Annotated in this window: 14 protein-coding genes and 2 pseudogenes; 13 read left to right on the top strand and 3 right to left on the bottom strand. The window is 38.7% G+C overall.

What is annotated here, in order from left to right; translation table 11 throughout:
- Positions 1-101 precede the first annotated feature (101 nt).
- The 11 genes and pseudogenes from ACX27_RS04765 to ACX27_RS04730 all read left to right on the top strand — a co-directional run bounded on the left by ACX27_RS04765 (position 102) and on the right by ACX27_RS04730 (position 8,875).
- Positions 102-2,118, top strand: a pseudogene (locus ACX27_RS04765) (ABC transporter ATP-binding protein/permease).
- Positions 2,119-2,171: 53 nt separating this feature from the next.
- Positions 2,172-3,239 (top strand): hypothetical protein, encoded by a 1,068-nt coding sequence (locus ACX27_RS33335; protein WP_235526502.1) that lies wholly within the window; start codon positions 2,172-2,174, stop codon positions 3,237-3,239.
- On the top strand, positions 3,193-3,660 hold the full coding sequence (locus ACX27_RS33330; RefSeq protein ID WP_235526501.1) for a GUN4 domain-containing protein: 468 nt from the start codon (positions 3,193-3,195) through the stop codon (positions 3,658-3,660). Before ACX27_RS33335 ends, ACX27_RS33330 begins: the two co-directional genes overlap by 47 nt.
- Positions 3,661-3,686: 26 nt before the next feature.
- Positions 3,687-3,860: a hypothetical protein gene (locus ACX27_RS33325; protein ID WP_235526500.1), complete on the top strand. Its 174-nt coding sequence runs from the start codon at positions 3,687-3,689 to the stop codon at positions 3,858-3,860.
- Positions 3,861-3,890: 30 nt separating this feature from the next.
- Complete coding sequence (locus ACX27_RS04755) at positions 3,891-4,313, top strand: hypothetical protein (protein WP_062289136.1); 423 nt, start codon at positions 3,891-3,893, stop codon at positions 4,311-4,313.
- 335 nt (positions 4,314-4,648) lie between these two features.
- A complete protein-coding gene (locus tag ACX27_RS04750; RefSeq protein WP_062289134.1) occupies positions 4,649-5,614 on the top strand; it encodes a GDP-mannose 4,6-dehydratase in 966 nt (321 codons plus the stop codon).
- A gap of 308 nt (positions 5,615-5,922) precedes the next feature.
- Positions 5,923-6,543 (top strand): NAD(P)H-quinone oxidoreductase subunit I, encoded by a 621-nt coding sequence (ndhI, locus tag ACX27_RS04745; RefSeq protein WP_062289131.1) that lies wholly within the window; start codon positions 5,923-5,925, stop codon positions 6,541-6,543.
- A gap of 91 nt (positions 6,544-6,634) precedes the next feature.
- Complete coding sequence (locus ACX27_RS04740) at positions 6,635-7,453, top strand: SDR family oxidoreductase (protein ID WP_062289128.1); 819 nt, start codon at positions 6,635-6,637, stop codon at positions 7,451-7,453.
- 10 nt (positions 7,454-7,463) lie between these two features.
- Positions 7,464-8,112 (top strand): annotated as a pseudogene (locus ACX27_RS04735) (HD domain-containing protein).
- 68 nt (positions 8,113-8,180) lie between these two features.
- Positions 8,181-8,369 carry a hypothetical protein gene (locus ACX27_RS32230; protein ID WP_158507342.1) on the top strand — a complete coding sequence of 63 codons (189 nt, stop codon included), beginning with the start codon at positions 8,181-8,183 and terminating at the stop codon, positions 8,367-8,369.
- A complete protein-coding gene (locus ACX27_RS04730; protein ID WP_062288028.1) occupies positions 8,318-8,875 on the top strand; it encodes an ISAs1 family transposase in 558 nt (185 codons plus the stop codon). Before ACX27_RS32230 ends, ACX27_RS04730 begins: the two co-directional genes overlap by 52 nt.
- 145 nt (positions 8,876-9,020) lie before the next feature.
- Here ACX27_RS04730 and ACX27_RS04725 read toward each other — a convergent pair whose 3' ends face one another.
- Genes ACX27_RS04725 through ACX27_RS04715 form a run of 3 tightly spaced genes read right to left on the bottom strand, consistent with a single transcriptional unit; the run spans position 9,021 to position 12,271 of the window.
- Entirely contained in the window at positions 9,021-9,743 is a 723-nt protein-coding gene (locus tag ACX27_RS04725) for a DevA family ABC transporter ATP-binding protein (protein ID WP_062289125.1), read from the bottom strand.
- 54 nt (positions 9,744-9,797) lie between these two features.
- Positions 9,798-10,976, bottom strand: coding sequence for an ABC transporter permease DevC (gene devC, locus ACX27_RS04720; RefSeq protein ID WP_062289122.1), 1,179 nt, complete (start codon positions 10,974-10,976; stop codon positions 9,798-9,800).
- Positions 10,973-12,271, bottom strand: a complete 1,299-nt coding sequence (locus tag ACX27_RS04715; RefSeq protein WP_062289118.1) for an ABC exporter membrane fusion protein — start codon at positions 12,269-12,271, stop codon at positions 10,973-10,975. The genes devC and ACX27_RS04715 overlap by 4 nt, the downstream gene beginning before the upstream one ends.
- A 164-nt stretch (positions 12,272-12,435) precedes the next feature.
- On the opposite strand from ACX27_RS04715, the gene ACX27_RS04710 reads away from it, so the two are divergent.
- A complete protein-coding gene (locus ACX27_RS04710) occupies positions 12,436-13,323 on the top strand; it encodes a TetR/AcrR family transcriptional regulator (RefSeq protein ID WP_062289115.1) in 888 nt (295 codons plus the stop codon).
- A 187-nt stretch (positions 13,324-13,510) separates the two neighbouring features.
- A complete protein-coding gene (locus ACX27_RS04705; protein WP_062289112.1) occupies positions 13,511-14,983 on the top strand; it encodes a TldD/PmbA family protein in 1,473 nt (490 codons plus the stop codon).
- The last annotated feature ends 41 nt before the right edge of the window (positions 14,984-15,024 follow it).

The following is a 15,024-nucleotide window of genomic DNA, read 5'->3' as shown; positions in this document are numbered from 1 at the left end:
AGCTAAAAATCTTCAATTTTTAAAATCACAAAATGGCCTCTGAGTTTAATTTTTTCCTCAAAGGCCATTTCAAGATTTATACTGTAGTTCACTTTGAGAATATGCAAATTTCATCTGTACGTGAGCAAAATAATCCAAATCCTCTTTCTAGCTTTATTCAATTTTGGCAAGATATTAAAATAGTTGCTCAACCCTATTGGTATCCAACAGAAACAAAAGGAAGAGTATTTGCAGATGTGATTTATTCCTGGGGAATGCTCATTCTCTTAATATTATTAATATTTGGAATGATTGGCATAAATGCGGCAAATACCTATTGGAATCGCTATGTAATTGATATTGTGATTGAACAGAGAAGTCTTGATAAATATAAAGAGACTTTATGGGTATCTTGTTTAGTTGTTTTATCATCGGTTGCCATCGTAACCTTATCAAAATATGTGACTAAAAAGATAGCTCTTAATTGGTATAAATGGCTGAATAGTCATATTTTAGAAAAAATATTTTCGTAGTCAAGCTTATTATAAAATCAATTTTAAATCTGATATAGATAACCCAGACCAACGCTTATCTAAAGAAATAGAACCTATTACTAATAGTGCTTTAAGATTTTCCACACTGTTTTTAGAAAAGACTCTAGAAATGGGAAGTGCTTTGTTAATTATTGCTACTATTTCTGGGGAAATTGCTATTTATTTAGTGATTTATACAATTGCGGGAAACTTAATAGCTATTCTCTTAAATCAAAAACTGAGCAAAATCAATCAAGAGGAAATTCAATTTAAAGCAGACTTAGCTTATTGCTTGACTCATGTGCGGAATCATGCTGAATCAATAGCTTTTTTTCAGGGAGAAGCAGAAGAATTAAATATGATTCAGCGTCGATTTAATAATGTGATTCAAAGTGCAGAAAGCCGCTTGAATTGGGAAAGGGGACAAGATGCTTTTGCTAGAGCATATCAGTCAGCAATTGGTGTATTTTCGATGTTTGTTCTGACACCTTTATTTTTACAAGATCAAATTGATTATGGAGAAATTAATCAAATTAGTGTAGTTTGTTTCATGTTTTCCAATTCTCTGGGAGCATTAATATCTGAGTTTGGGATTTCTAGCCGATTTTCTGGTTATGTAAAACGGTTAGCTAAGTTTTCTGATGCGCTAGAATCTGTGATCCAACAACCAGAGAACGTCAGCATTATTAAAACAGTTGAAGATAACCATTTTGCTTTTGAAGATGTAACGTTACAAACTCCTAATTATGAACAAGTCATAGTGAAAAATTTATCACTGGCGGTTCAACCAGGGGAAGGATTATTGATAGTTGGCCCTAGTGGTAGGGGTAAGAGTTCTTTGTTAAGGGCGATCGCAGGTTTGTGGAATGCAGGAACTGGTCGTTTAGTGCGTCCTCCACTCAAAGAAGTTTTGTTTTTACCCCAACGTCCTTATATTATTTTGGGGACTTTGCGGGAACAGTTGCTTTATCCCCACACAGATCGCAACATGAGCGATCGCGAACTCGAAGCAGTTCTACAACAAGTTAACCTCCAACACTTGCTGACTCGCATCAAGGGGTTTGATACAGAAGTTCCTTGGGAAAATATCTTGTCGTTGGGTGAACAACAACGCCTAGCTTTTGCCCGATTATTAGTGACACATCCAAGTTTCACAATTTTAGATGAAGCGACAAGTGCTTTAGATTTGAAAAACGAAAGTAATTTATATCAACAATTACAAGCAACAAAAACAACTTTTATTAGTGTCGGACATCGAGAAAGTCTGTTTAACTATCATCAATGGGTGTTGGAACTTTCAGCAGAATCTACTTGGCAGCTAATTTCCATAGCAGATTATCGCCGAGAAAAACAGGGTAGTAAATTATCGGAAGCAGAACTAATTACTATAGATGTTTTGCCTAAACAAGAATTGAAAATACAACGAGAATCGGCAGTAACAGCAACAATTACAGGACTGTCTCACAAAGAAATGCAAACATTAACAGACTACTCTCTGGCTACTATTAGAAGCAAAGCCAGGCAAGATAAGCCTGTGACTGCTAAAAATGGCAAAACATATTACTATAACAAAGATCCAAAAGTGTTGAAATGGATAGTAGATTAAAGATAGTCATTCTTGATGATTGAGTATCGCAATGGGTATATTTTTTAGAATCTGTGATGTTAGCTAGAAAGCAAAAACAACTAATTACCTATGAATCGATTACGATTTATGAAAAAAAATATAAATTCCCGATTATAAAAAATCCTCAGTTAAAGAAGGTTCAAAAAAAAATTCAAAAATGTCAAACCTTAATCAAAGAAGGTTATAAATCTCATGCTTACTTGTGGGGATTAATTAAACGCAAACAAGAAATTAGCCAATCCGAGATTTTAGCAGAAGTTAAATTATTAATTAGGGATTATACTCAACTTTTGGATTTTTTGGATAGTTATAAGGATAGTTATCAAGAATTTTTATTAAAATTTATCGATGATTGGAAAAATTTATTTAACCAAAAATACGGCGAAATTAGAAAAATTAATGAAGAAAGAAATAAGTTAGAGGTAAAAAACTTTAATAATCCGCAAATTCTCGAAAAGTTAAAATGGGAAAAGAAAGAAAATTTAAAATCTACTTTATTGTTAAGCAATACTAATCTTTTGATTTTAGAAAAAGTCCAATTGCTCAGTGCGGGAATTAAATGTTTAGGAGAAGACACTAAAAATCAGCAGCGAGCTATTCAACAGATAGCCAAAGATATAGAAGTATATCAAGAAATTTATGAATATCAACTCAGAGCGACAAAAATTCGCCAAGAAATTGCCAAAATAGCAGAAACAGCAATTAATCTGGAAAATTCCCTGCAAGATTACTTTAGTCCGTTACAATCTTTAATAGATGAAGTGGTAAAAGTAGATGCAGATTTTTATGCAACTGTCGGAGAAATTCAAGATTTAGCTAGTAGTAATTTAAATTCTGAAGTAAATTTATTTAAAATCCAAGATAGTAATACAATCTCTCATAATATTCTCAATTTATTAGTAGCAAGTTATGAAAAACAAGATAGGCTGCAAGATGCTTTTTTTCAAGCACAATTATTAGATGGTCAAGTTTACGATTTTAATATCAATCAAGATGAAATAACTGCCAATCAAGCGATTTGTTTAATATCTAATTATATGTCTACTCAACTGGTTGCTCAAAAAAAAAGCACTGGGGATAGTAGAGATAGAAAGTATTGATACCAAAGCGGAAATTCTAATAGAAAAAATAAAATTACCAGAAGTAGTTCAGGATGATATTAAGTTTAACCAAGAAGAATTGCAGGTTACAACAACTATTGATTATGGTAAGCTGCAAAGTCTACTGGCAGAGTATAAATGGCAAGATGCAGATATTGAAACAGCCAAATTAATGTTGCAAATTATGGGTAAGAGTGATTGGAATGAAGTTTATCGGGAAGATATTCTGAATTTTTCTTGCCAAGCTTTTTATAACATTGATCAACTTTGGCAAAAATATAGTCATGGTTATTTTGGCTTTAGTATTCAGCAAAGTATTTGGGATGAAATTGGTGGACAAGTTGATTATGAAACCGAAAAAAAATTAGGCGATCGCTGGGGTGGCGCAAGGACGGAAAATGGTTGCAATACGAACAACTAACTTTTAAATTATCCCCACATACACCAATGGGACATCTACCAGTTAAATGGTTACACTACGACCAAAATACTGCTAGTATATCTGCAAATTCATCAGTAGAACCTATATCAATGGGCGCTTGGCGGGTTGATTCTTGGTTGGTATGGCAAATGCACCTGTTTTTGACTCGCGTGAAAGTTTGTAGCAACAATTGGCGATAAAGTCAGAAATTATTTAATTAAGGAATTAATATGAGTCTTTCAGATATTGATATGGAATTTTTACTTTTTGGTAAATGGCGTTTTAACAGCGAGTGGGAAAAATTTTCTATTGAATTTAAAGATGATATGACTTATACCCAAACCAAGACACAGACATATATTCTCGCTAAACCTAAAGAATTATTTACTGGTGATAAATTTACTGGTGTATGGTATGTCAACTATGGCAGATTATTTTTAATTGTTAAGTCTGCTCCTCAATCTATGTTTAATTTTAGTTTGCCAATATTACATAAAATAAATTTAGCAGATATATTAATAAATTTCATCTCTTTGTTCATAGCAGAAAAGTATGAAATAGTCAAAATTAATCAGACTGAATTGATTATGAAAGATGAAAAAGAATCAATTATTGCTAAGAAAATAATTAGGAATGCAAATTTTTATAGGTAGTATAAAAGATTATAGATTACAGGTTACAGGTGATATGAAATTTTAACAGACTCCCGCCAAAAACAATCAATCTATTAGAGAATGTTTGGAAATTTAAAAAGCTCCAGTAAGGGTGTTCTGTCAGTAGATAAAAATTTGCAATGATTTGGCTAATGCTGAAAAGACTCGCTTAATTGATTTGTTTAATACTTTCCAAATATCCTCACAAAGATTAGAGGCTGGGTCTAGAAGCTAGTTTTGTACGCTTCCTAAAAAATCATGATAATATGGTTGTTTTATTTTTACCTGAGTTCAAGGTAATACATTTATCTACGTAATATTCCTGAGATAAAAATATGCCGAAAAAAGCACTTATTTGTGGAGTATCAGGTCAAGATGGGGCTTATTTAGCAGAGTTACTCTTAAACAAGGGATACATTGTCTGTGGAACTTCACGGGACGCGCAGATGTCGTCGTTTAATAATTTAGTGCGCTTGGGCATCCATGATCAAATTAAATTGGCTTCTGTGGCGTTGACTGATTTTCGTAGTGTCTTGCAGGTTTTGACAAAAATTCAGCCAGATGAAGTTTACAACCTAGCGGGACAAAGTTCTGTGGGTTTATCTTTTGAACAACCAGTAGAAACTTTAGAGAGTATCGCTACTGGGACTTTGAATTTATTAGAAGCGATTCGTTTTATTGGTGCGCCGATTAAACTTTATAATGCCGGTTCTAGTGAATGCTTTGGGAATACGGGTGAACAGCCAGCAGATGAAAATACACCATTTCGTCCACGCAGTCCTTATGGTGTGGCTAAAGCTACGGCTTTTTGGGAAGTCGCTAATTACAGAGAAGCTTATGGCTTATTTGCTTGTTCTGGTATTTTATACAACCATGAATCGCCTTTAAGACCAGAAAGATTTGTAACTCAGAAAATTATTTCTGGTGCTTGTCGTATTGCTAAAGGCGAGCAGAATCACCTTTATTTAGGTAATATCTCCGTTCAACGTGACTGGGGTTGGGCTCCTGAATATGTTGAGGCGATGTATTTAATGTTGCAACAAAATGAACCAGATGATTATGTAATTGCAACTGGCGAGACATCAAAATTAGAAGACTTTGTAGCAGAGGCTTTTGCTTGTTTAGGATTAGATTGGCAAGAATATGTAACTACTGATGGTAGTTTATTACGACCCACTGATATTGTAATTGGCAGAGGTAACCCAGCAAATGCAAAAGAAAAGTTGGGATGGCAAGCACAATACACAATGAAAGATGTAGTGCGAATGATGATAGAAGATAAGCAAAAAGATTATTTGTAATTTTGAAAAGCTGCACCTTAGAAATTTTGTAGAGATGTTGTATGCAATGTCTCTACAACGACTTGAAGTAATTCATTTCAGTTAATTATAATTTTGGAGGCTATATCTATAGCAAACATTTAGGTTATTAATATAAGTAAGAAAAAATCCCAATAACAGATAATTTAACATTCATACCTTCTAATAATTTATTGTATTTAAACCAACAATTAATTTTTACTGCAAGTCTCTCGTTTGAGGGAGTTAAGTGTTAGTAATTGCTATTAACGTGCTGATTAATAACACTCATAGTTAAGAGTCGATTATTCATGTTTAATTTTCTTAAAGAAGTTGGCCGCTATGCTAAACACAGCTTTCTAGCAGGTCGATACATTGGGCAAGGTCTGTCCGTAACATTTGACCACATGCGCCGCCGTCCCATTACTGTACAGTATCCTTACGAAAAACTCATTCCCTCTGAAAGATTTCGCGGACGGATTCATTTTGAATTTGATAAGTGTATCTCTTGTGAAGTTTGTGTACGAGTCTGCCCGATTAATTTGCCGGTAGTAGATTGGGAATTTGACAAAGCTAGTAAAAAGAAAAAGCTCAATCATTACAGCATAGATTTCGGAGTTTGTATTTTTTGCGGTAATTGTGTGGAATTCTGCCCCACAAACTGTCTTTCATTTACTGAAGAATATGAACTAAGTGTTTATGACCGCCATGAGTTGAATCTAGATAATGTGGCGATGGGAAGATTACCTTACAAAGTTACCGAAGATGCAATGGTAACACCGTTAAGAGAATTAGTTTACTTACCAAAAGCAGTATTAAATCCTCACGGTGTGCCTGATGATGCCCATCGAGCAGGTATGTTGCCATCAGAAATTTTAGAACAAGCTGTAGAAAATGTTAATGAAATAAATTCTTTGAAAAATGACAGTTAATTGTATTGTGAGAAAGAATATCTCTCCTGGGAAACAAACAGACTGGTCTAGATTGTGAGTAGATTAGGAATAGACTATCCTAGATAAAATTATGAGTGCTGAAGATTTAGTGCTAGTTGTTGGTGCTACTGGTGGAGTTGGGCAGCTAGTTGTAGGAAAGCTGTTAGAGAAGAATGTCAAGGTGCGCGTCCTGACACGAAATGCGGCAAAAGCCGAAAAAATGTTTGATAACAAAGTGGAAATTGCTGTCGGAGATATCCGGGAGGCTAACACATTACCAGCAGCGATGCCGAATATTACTCACATTATCTGTTGTACTGGCACGACTGCCTTTCCTTCAACGAGATGGGACTTTGACCCTCAGCCAAATTTCTTAGAATGGGGACAAATTTTCCTGGACTCTGAATATCGGGAAGCTAAGGCAAAAAATACGCCGACGAAGGTGGATGCTGAGGGGGTGAGTAACTTGGTAGCGGCTGCACCTCGCAATTTGCAAAGATTTGTGTTTGTGTCTTCTTGTGGTGTTCACCGCAAAGATAAATTTCCTTTTAGTGTGCTGAATGCTTTTGGTGTATTAGATGCTAAACAAAAAGGTGAGGCAGCGATCGCTAATTCTGGTTTACCATACACTATCATTCGCCCCGGTCGTTTAATTGACGGGCCTTTCACTTCCTACGACTTGAATACTCTCCTCAAAGCCACCACTAATGGTAAGTTGGGTGTAGTTTTAGGTCAAGGCGACACATTATCAGGAGATGCCAGCCGTATTGATGTTGCAGCCGCTTGTGTAGAATCAATTTTTATACCATCTACCACTAATAAAGCTTTTGACATCATCAATCAAGGAACTAGACCTGCTGTAATTAACTGGGAAGCACTGTTTTCTCAGTTAACTAACTCTAGGGAGTAGGGAGTAGGGAGTGGGGAGTAGGGAAACAGATAATTTATTCAATTATTTGCGACACACACTGCAATTTTTTGGTGTTGACCAAGATAAAGTAGCCACAACTTTTACTCAATTATTTGAGGCATATAATACCCCTGGGCGTTATTACCATACACTGCAACATATTAATGATGTGTTGCATAACATTCAAGCCTTGCAAGCTTATACTCAAAATCTCCCTGTTGTACAGCTTGCAGCTTGGTTTCATGATGTGGTTTATGATTCTCAAGCGCCAGATAACGAAGCCAAAAGTGCTGAATATGCTGGACAGGTATTAACTTATTTGGCAATTCCCCCAAATCAAATCACAATAGTTCAGCGTCTCATTCTCAACACCAAACACCATCAAGCAGCTATTGACGATATTGATAGCCAAATTTTATTAGATGCTGATTTGGCAATTTTAGCTGCTGACTCTGTTGATTATCAAAAATATGCTCACGCTATTCGCCAAGAATATGCTTGGGTAACAGAAACAGAATATATTCAAGGGCGCAAACAAGTCCTAGAAAAAATTTTTGCAAAGACAGTGTATATATTTTACACCTCTGATGTTTGAGGTAGCCGAAGCATCTGCCAGAGCTAACTTGCAAGCAGAAATTTACAGCCTTTCTAATATTTAGGATTTCAATACAGAGGTTGTCTTTTCAGAAAGGGTGTAAGAGGATGTTTTAAAAATCCTCTCATTGGTATGTTTAGTAGCCACCAAGGTCAAGTCGTCGGGTTACAAACGATGGATAACAAGCAAAGCAGTGAAATTGCTACGGTTCAAAACTTAATTGCTATCTTGGATTTAAAGGGTGTAGTGTTTAGTTTTGATGCACTTCATTGTCAAAAAAAACAGTCCAGCAAATCATCCACAGTGGCAATGATTATGTGATTGCAGTCAAAGCCAATCAGCCCAAACTGTATCACCAAATCCAACAGAATATGCAGCACTCACAGCCCACAACTATACATACTGATTTTGAACGAAGGAGTGGTCGCTTTACTCAACGTCGTGTTTGTGTATTTGAAAACTTGAACAATATTTCCCATGATTGGCTGGGTTTAAAGTCGATTATTCAAGTCGAACGAGTTGGTACTCGTGCTGGTAAAGCTTACCAAGAAACTGCTTACTACATCAGTTCTCTGTCCCTGAAAGCATCCGATTTTGCCTGTGGTATTCGTCGCCACTGGGGCGTAGAAAATCGATTACATTGGGTGAAAGATGTTGTCTTTGATGAAGACTCTGCCCAAATGGTTGATGGTTATGCTGCTGCCAACTTCTCAATTCTCCGCAGTTTTGTGATTAATCTTTTCCGCCACAATGGTTTTGATTCCCTTACCAGAGCTATCAGATTCTGCTCCCACAACATCCCATTACTTTTTTCTTTTTTAGAATGAAACAGCCCTGCTAGTAGGGAAGGGGGATTTAGGGGGATCTAAAATGTTTGGCTACCAATAATAGGACTTTTAAAACATCCTCTTAGAATATAGGAAAGTTTCAGGCGACAGTCGCTATTAATTGCATCTTCATCAAGAAACGATATCACTTCTCCATCGCTACAGCACTCACCCCATCCCTCACCAGATGTCCATCTTCCATGTAAATAATTCGGTCAGCAATATCTAAAATGCGGTTGTCGTGGGTGACTAGCAAAATTGTACAGCCTTGCTCTTTGGCAAGTTTTTGCATTAATTCCACGACATCGCGCCCAGATTGTTTATCGAGGGCGGCTGTTGGTTCATCTGCCAAGACTATTTTAGGTTGATTTACTAAGGCACGAGCGATCGCTACCCGTTGTTTTTGTCCCCCCGATAAACTATCAGGATAGTAATTCAAGCGATGTTCTAACCCAACTGCGGCTAACATTGCTTGGGAACGTGTCAGCATTTCTTGGGGTGTAATTCCATGATGCACTTCTAAACCCATCCGCACATTCTGAATTGCTGTTAAACTACCATGCAAGTTGTGAGCTTGGAAAATATATCCGTTGCTGCGTCGGGCTTGGGTTAATTCTTCACTACTAGCATGACAAAGTTCTCGGTCTAATACTTGTAAACTACCAGATTGGGCGGAACGTAAGCCACCTACTAAGGTTAATAATGTAGTTTTACCAGAACCGGAAGGGCCAGTCATAATGATAATTTCACCTGCATTAATGGTGAGGTTGATATTAAATAAAACTTGTTTACGCAGTTGACCTTGACCGAAATAATGGTCAAGATTTTGGATGGAGATAACAGGTTTAGGTGAGTAAGTAGTTTCCATATCGAGTTTTTTTACCTCACGCAGAGGCGCAGAGACGCGGAGAGTTATGAGTTTTTAAAACATATCTGCGGGGTCGGCTGATTGGAGTTTGCGAGTAGCGATCGCTCCAGACAAACTACACATCATGACTGTTAAAATTAAGACAAATAATGCTCGACTTACTGTCATATATATGGGTAAGTTTGTCGCCGTGGCAGCTAATTGATAAAGTCCTAATGGGAAGATAAAGCCAGGAATAAAACCCAAGACTGCTAATATAATTGCTTCTTCAAAAATGACTCCGAGTAAGTAGGCATTGCGATAGCCCATTGCTTTGAATGTGGCATATTCTTTAATATGGGCATTCACATCAGTTGATAAGACTTGATAAACAATAATTACACCCACAATCACACCCATTGATACACCTAAACTGAAGATAAAACCAATCGGGCTTTCGGTTTTCCAATAATCTTCTTCAAATTTGATGTATTCTGCGCGGGTTAATACTTTAACATCTTCACTTTGGAGATGTAATTTTAATCCTGCTGCAACTTGTTGGACATCATAACCTGGTTGAATATTAATTAAACCAAGATTAATCCCGCCTACTTGTCGTCGCGGAAATAACCGCAAAAAGTTTTCATCACTAGAAACTAATGTGCCATCAGCACCAAATGATGCGCCTAATGTAAATCCACCACTAAGATTAATCGTGTGTTTATCTACTTCTGTGGTTACAACTTTACCTGCATCAAGTTGCTGAACAACTTCTTGATATTCACCTCTGGATGCCCGATCAAAAATGAAGGTATCTGGGAGTTTAATTTTGTCTAATTGGCTTTGAACTCCGGGAATGTTTAAGGCGGATTGTTCCGGGTTAAAGCCAATGGCTTGCATTGAGGTTTTGCGGCGGGTTTGGGGATTTTTCCAAGTTAATAAACCGATATACATGGCTGTGGCTGATTGCACACCGGGTACATCTGCGGCTTGCAACAGTCGCCGCCGAGAGAATGTTGCTAAATTCTGCATATTCCGGCTTTGGGGACTGAGCAAGATAATGTCTGCAACCAAGGCGCGATTCAGGCGGGTGTTGCTGTCATACAGCGCATTCTGAAAACCTAGCTGCATAAAAATCAGCACATCAGCAAAGGCTATACCAGCTAATGCAACCAACAAGCGGCTTTTGTGATGACTCAGTTGCAACCATCCCAAAGGTGTGCGGCGTTGCAGTTCTTGAATAATTCCTGTCATAGTTCAATCACCGCTTTGACTTGTAAATTGGTAAATTTGGCGGCTTTGCTGCTGGAAGCGTCATCTAGTTGCACATGAACTTCCACGATTCTAGAGTCAATATTTTCGCTGGGATCTGTGTTGATGACATTTTGTCGTTGGACTTTCCAGCCAATCCAATCTACTGTTCCAGACAATTCACCGGGGAGAGAGTTGCTGGATATTTGCACTTTTTGTTGTGGGCGAATTTTACTGACATCGCTTTGATAAACTTCTACGACTGCATACATCTGTTTAGTTTGTCCAATTTCCACGATGCCATCGCTAGATACTAGTTCACCAGAACGTGTATGAATATCGAAGACTAGACCATCTTGTGGCGATCGCACATAAGCTTGATCTAAGTTTGCCTTGGCTTGGTTGGCGGCGGCAACTGCCCGATCAATTTCTGCTTTTGCGGCTTGCACATCCACAGGACGAACTTCAGCAATACTATTTAAGCTGGCTGCGGCTGACTGGACTTGCTGGCTACCTGTCGCCGTAATTCGCCCTAAAGCTGCCTTGGCTTCACTAATTTGTTTGCTCCCAGTACTATCTATGCGGTTTAAATTGGCTTTGGCTTCACTCAACTGCTGGGTGATTGTATCGACACTCAAGCGTTTACTATCAAAGGTGGAAAGGGAAATTGCACCTTCCGAATAAAGTTGCTGATAACGCCGAAATTCGGCTTCTGCATTTTTTAATTCTGCCGCTAATCTTTTAATTGTTGCCTGTTGAGCAGTCGTCTCACCTTGCCATTGTGCCTCTAACCGTGCAATCGTTTGCCTTTGTTCTGTTTCTTGACCGAAATTTTGTGCTTGTACGCGAGCAACTTCGGCTTTCTGCGCGGCAATTTCACCTTGTTTTGCACCCGCTTGCACCTTCGCTAAATTTATCCTCGCTACCTTTACAGCTTCTTGAGCTTCTTGCAAAGCTGCTTGGAGGCGATCGCGGTTATCTAAAATGGCAATTAATTGCCCAGCTTTAACTTGATCACCTTCTTTTACCAACAGTTTCTCAACTCGGCTACTTTGACTAGCCGCCGGAGCCGAAAGTTTAATTACCTGTCCTTTTGGTTCTAGTCTCCCTAACGCCGTCACCGTCTTAATTTGCGGTAAACTCACCTCTGTTGTTGCTGTGTTATGAGTAGGCGTTGATTGCACTTGCCAAAATTTATAACCTGCGATCGCAATACCTAGTGTTGCTGCCAACATTATTAGCTGGCGAGAATTAGGCTTGAAGTATGCGGAACCCTTAGCTACTGCATTACTCACTATAAGCCCCTTTCGTTTAGGACGCTAAATAAACTATATTGTTTAATTACTGTAATTAAACTAAACCGTACATTACAATAATGTCAAGAGTCATCCAAAAAAATTTCTTTTTTAGGAAATAGACGTATGGGGACAGTCATAAATGACCAAAAATCAAGACATGAGACATAAAAAAAAGACAGATAGAGCAAGATAATCCAGACCGTTCAGCCGAGAAAGTCGATGCTATTCTCACTGGTGCAATCCAAGAATTTCTGGAAAATGGCTATGCAGCCACCACAATGGATAAAGTGACAGCCGCAGCCGGAGTCTCTAAAACAACCGTTTACAGCTATTTTCAGGATAAAGAAACATTATTTGCAGCATTAGTTGAGCAACTAGTAGGAGAAAAATGTCTACCATTGTTGAACCCCCAAGACCCAGAATTTCACCAAGGCGACCCTAAAATTGTGTTGCGTCGTGTAGCGAAGGGTATTTTAGATGAAGTTACTTGCGAACCAGAGTTCCTTGGCTTAATCAGATTGATTATTGGTGAATCTGGGCGATTTCCGTCACTAGCCCAAGTATTTCTCAAAAATATCGATAAATCTGGCTTAGATTTAATCAGTCAATATTTTGCTGCCCATCCAGAACTTCAATTACCTGACCCCCAGGCAGCTGCACGTATTTTTATTGGTACATTAGTTCATTTTATGATTACTCAGCACATGCTGCATGGTAAAGAGATTATGCCAATGGAGAGCGATCGCCTCATTGATAACTTAGTTAAATTAATCACCATTAATCTAACTCCTGAAACTGAACTTACAGATCAATATTCCGGTACAAGACAGAAAACACCAAGACGCAAACGTACATCCTCCGGTAAATTTCAAACAGATTACAGTTCAGAACCTAAACAGTTAAGGTCAATTAGACTCACAGATACAGCCTGGGAAAAACTCGCAGAATTAGCTGCTGAAAATAACCTTAGCCGCAGCGAAATGATTGAAATCTTCGCCCGTCAAGGCTTCTTGGAGGCAGGAGGCAGGAGGCAGGAGGCAGGAGGGAATTAATTTTTGTATATACATGGCTAACTCAAACTTATGTATATACATGGAATAATTCATATTCCCCGCACCTCATTCCCCACTCCCCACTCCCCACTCCCCACTCCCTCCATTCTGGGTAAATTTGCTAGAGTTAACACACTAGGATTTTTCAGTTAAATCCCTGAAATTCAGCCAGCAGACGAGGCTACCCATGCTTACAAGTACCCTACTTCTCTCGAACCAACTACCAACTTTAAAATACTCCTCCACAACAGAACGATTCGATGAAACATGGGAAGCCCCCCTGGCAACCCTTTTGGGACTAGGACGCGCCGCCGGTGCTGACTTCATCGAATTTTTCTTAGAGCGTCGCAACTACATTAGTTGTTTAGCAGAAGACGATGCCATCACCAGTATTTCACCAAGTTTGGCAACAGGCGCAGGCGTGAGAGTATTTCGTGGCAAAGCCGACTGCTACGTTAGTACCAACGACCTTTCCTTTACTGGGTTAAAAGCAGCTTTAGAAAAAGGACTTTCCATTTTAGGGTTACAGCTACCCGCCCCTTATTCCTTCATCCCAGAAATCAACCTGGAATTATTGCGCGACTACGCCACAAAAAGAGGTAAAGATAGCTGGTTAGGGCTGTGTAGTTCTATTCGCGAAATGGGCGAAGTTCTCTTAGATGGTACTGCGGCTCTGAACAAAAAAGCCAGCCATATCCAATCTCGCCGTGCCACTTATTTTAGAGATTGGCAAGAAGTTTTAGTTGCCTCTAGTGATGGCACCTTTGCCCGTGACATTCGCCTCACCCAATCAGTAGGATTTAACTTATTGTCTGCCGATGGTGCGAATCGTGCTTCTATCGGTGAGCGTGCAGGCAATACCAGCGATGCTAACTTCCTCAGAACTTGGGACTACACCCAAGCCGCCGAACAAATAGCTGAATCTGCTGGCAAAATGCTGTATGCAGATTATGTGGAATCTGGTACTTACCCCATCATCATGGCCAATCACTTTGGCGGCGTAATCTTCCACGAAGCCTGCGGACACTTGCTAGAAACCACCCAAATCGAGCGCAACACCACCCCCTTTGCTGATAAAAAAGGCGAAAAAATCGCCCACGAAAGTTTAACAGCTTGGGATGAAGGACGTTCTGATTATGCCTTCGGGACAATCGATATGGATGATGAAGGTATGCCAGCCCAAAGAACATTACTCATAGAAAAAGGCGTTCTCAAAAACTTCTTAGCAGATAGAGCAGGTTCTTGGCGCACCGGACACCCCAGAACAGGTAGCGGCCGCCGCCAAAATTATACCTTTGCTGCTGCCAGCCGGATGCGTAACACCTATATTGCCACTGGCGAATACACCAACGAAGATTTATTTGCTTCTATTGATAAAGGCATTTACTGTAAAAAAATGGGCGGCGGTAGTGTTGGCGCTACAGGTCAATTTAACTTTAGTGTTGATGAAGCTTACTTAATAGAAAATGGCAAAATTACCAAACCATTAAAAGGCGCAATTTTAATTGGTGAAGCCAAGGAAATTATGAATAAAATTTCCATGTGTTCTCAAGATTTAGAATTAGCCCCCGGTTTCTGCGGTTCTGTTAGCGGCAGTATCTACACCACAGTCGGACAACCACACATCAAAGTTGATTCTATCACCGTCGGTGGTCGTTAATTATCCATATATCAAACCACAGATGTACACAGATATCTGCG

The organism is Nostoc piscinale CENA21 (assembly GCF_001298445.1).
In the GTDB taxonomy this organism is placed as follows: domain Bacteria; phylum Cyanobacteriota; class Cyanobacteriia; order Cyanobacteriales; family Nostocaceae; genus Nostoc_B; species Nostoc_B piscinale_A.
Note: the sequence above shows the minus strand (reverse complement) of the source record. Positions and strands in the feature narration are given on the sequence as shown.

Excerpts from the sequence above, each read along its gene's own strand:
- ACX27_RS33325 (WP_235526500.1), top strand. The coding sequence starts at position 3,687 with ATGGGACATCTACCAGTTAAATGGTTACACTACGACCAAAATACTGCT.
- ACX27_RS04755 (WP_062289136.1), top strand. The coding sequence starts at position 3,891 with ATGAGTCTTTCAGATATTGATATGGAATTTTTACTTTTTGGTAAATGG.
- ACX27_RS04750 (WP_062289134.1), top strand. The coding sequence starts at position 4,649 with ATGCCGAAAAAAGCACTTATTTGTGGAGTATCAGGTCAAGATGGGGCT.
- ndhI (WP_062289131.1), top strand. The coding sequence starts at position 5,923 with ATGTTTAATTTTCTTAAAGAAGTTGGCCGCTATGCTAAACACAGCTTT.
- ACX27_RS04740 (WP_062289128.1), top strand. The coding sequence starts at position 6,635 with ATGAGTGCTGAAGATTTAGTGCTAGTTGTTGGTGCTACTGGTGGAGTT.
- ACX27_RS32230 (WP_158507342.1), top strand. The coding sequence starts at position 8,181 with ATGTTTAGTAGCCACCAAGGTCAAGTCGTCGGGTTACAAACGATGGAT.
- ACX27_RS04725 (WP_062289125.1), bottom strand. The coding sequence starts at position 9,743 with ATGGAAACTACTTACTCACCTAAACCTGTTATCTCCATCCAAAATCTT.
- devC (WP_062289122.1), bottom strand. The coding sequence starts at position 10,976 with ATGACAGGAATTATTCAAGAACTGCAACGCCGCACACCTTTGGGATGG.
- ACX27_RS04705 (WP_062289112.1), top strand. The coding sequence starts at position 13,511 with ATGCTTACAAGTACCCTACTTCTCTCGAACCAACTACCAACTTTAAAA.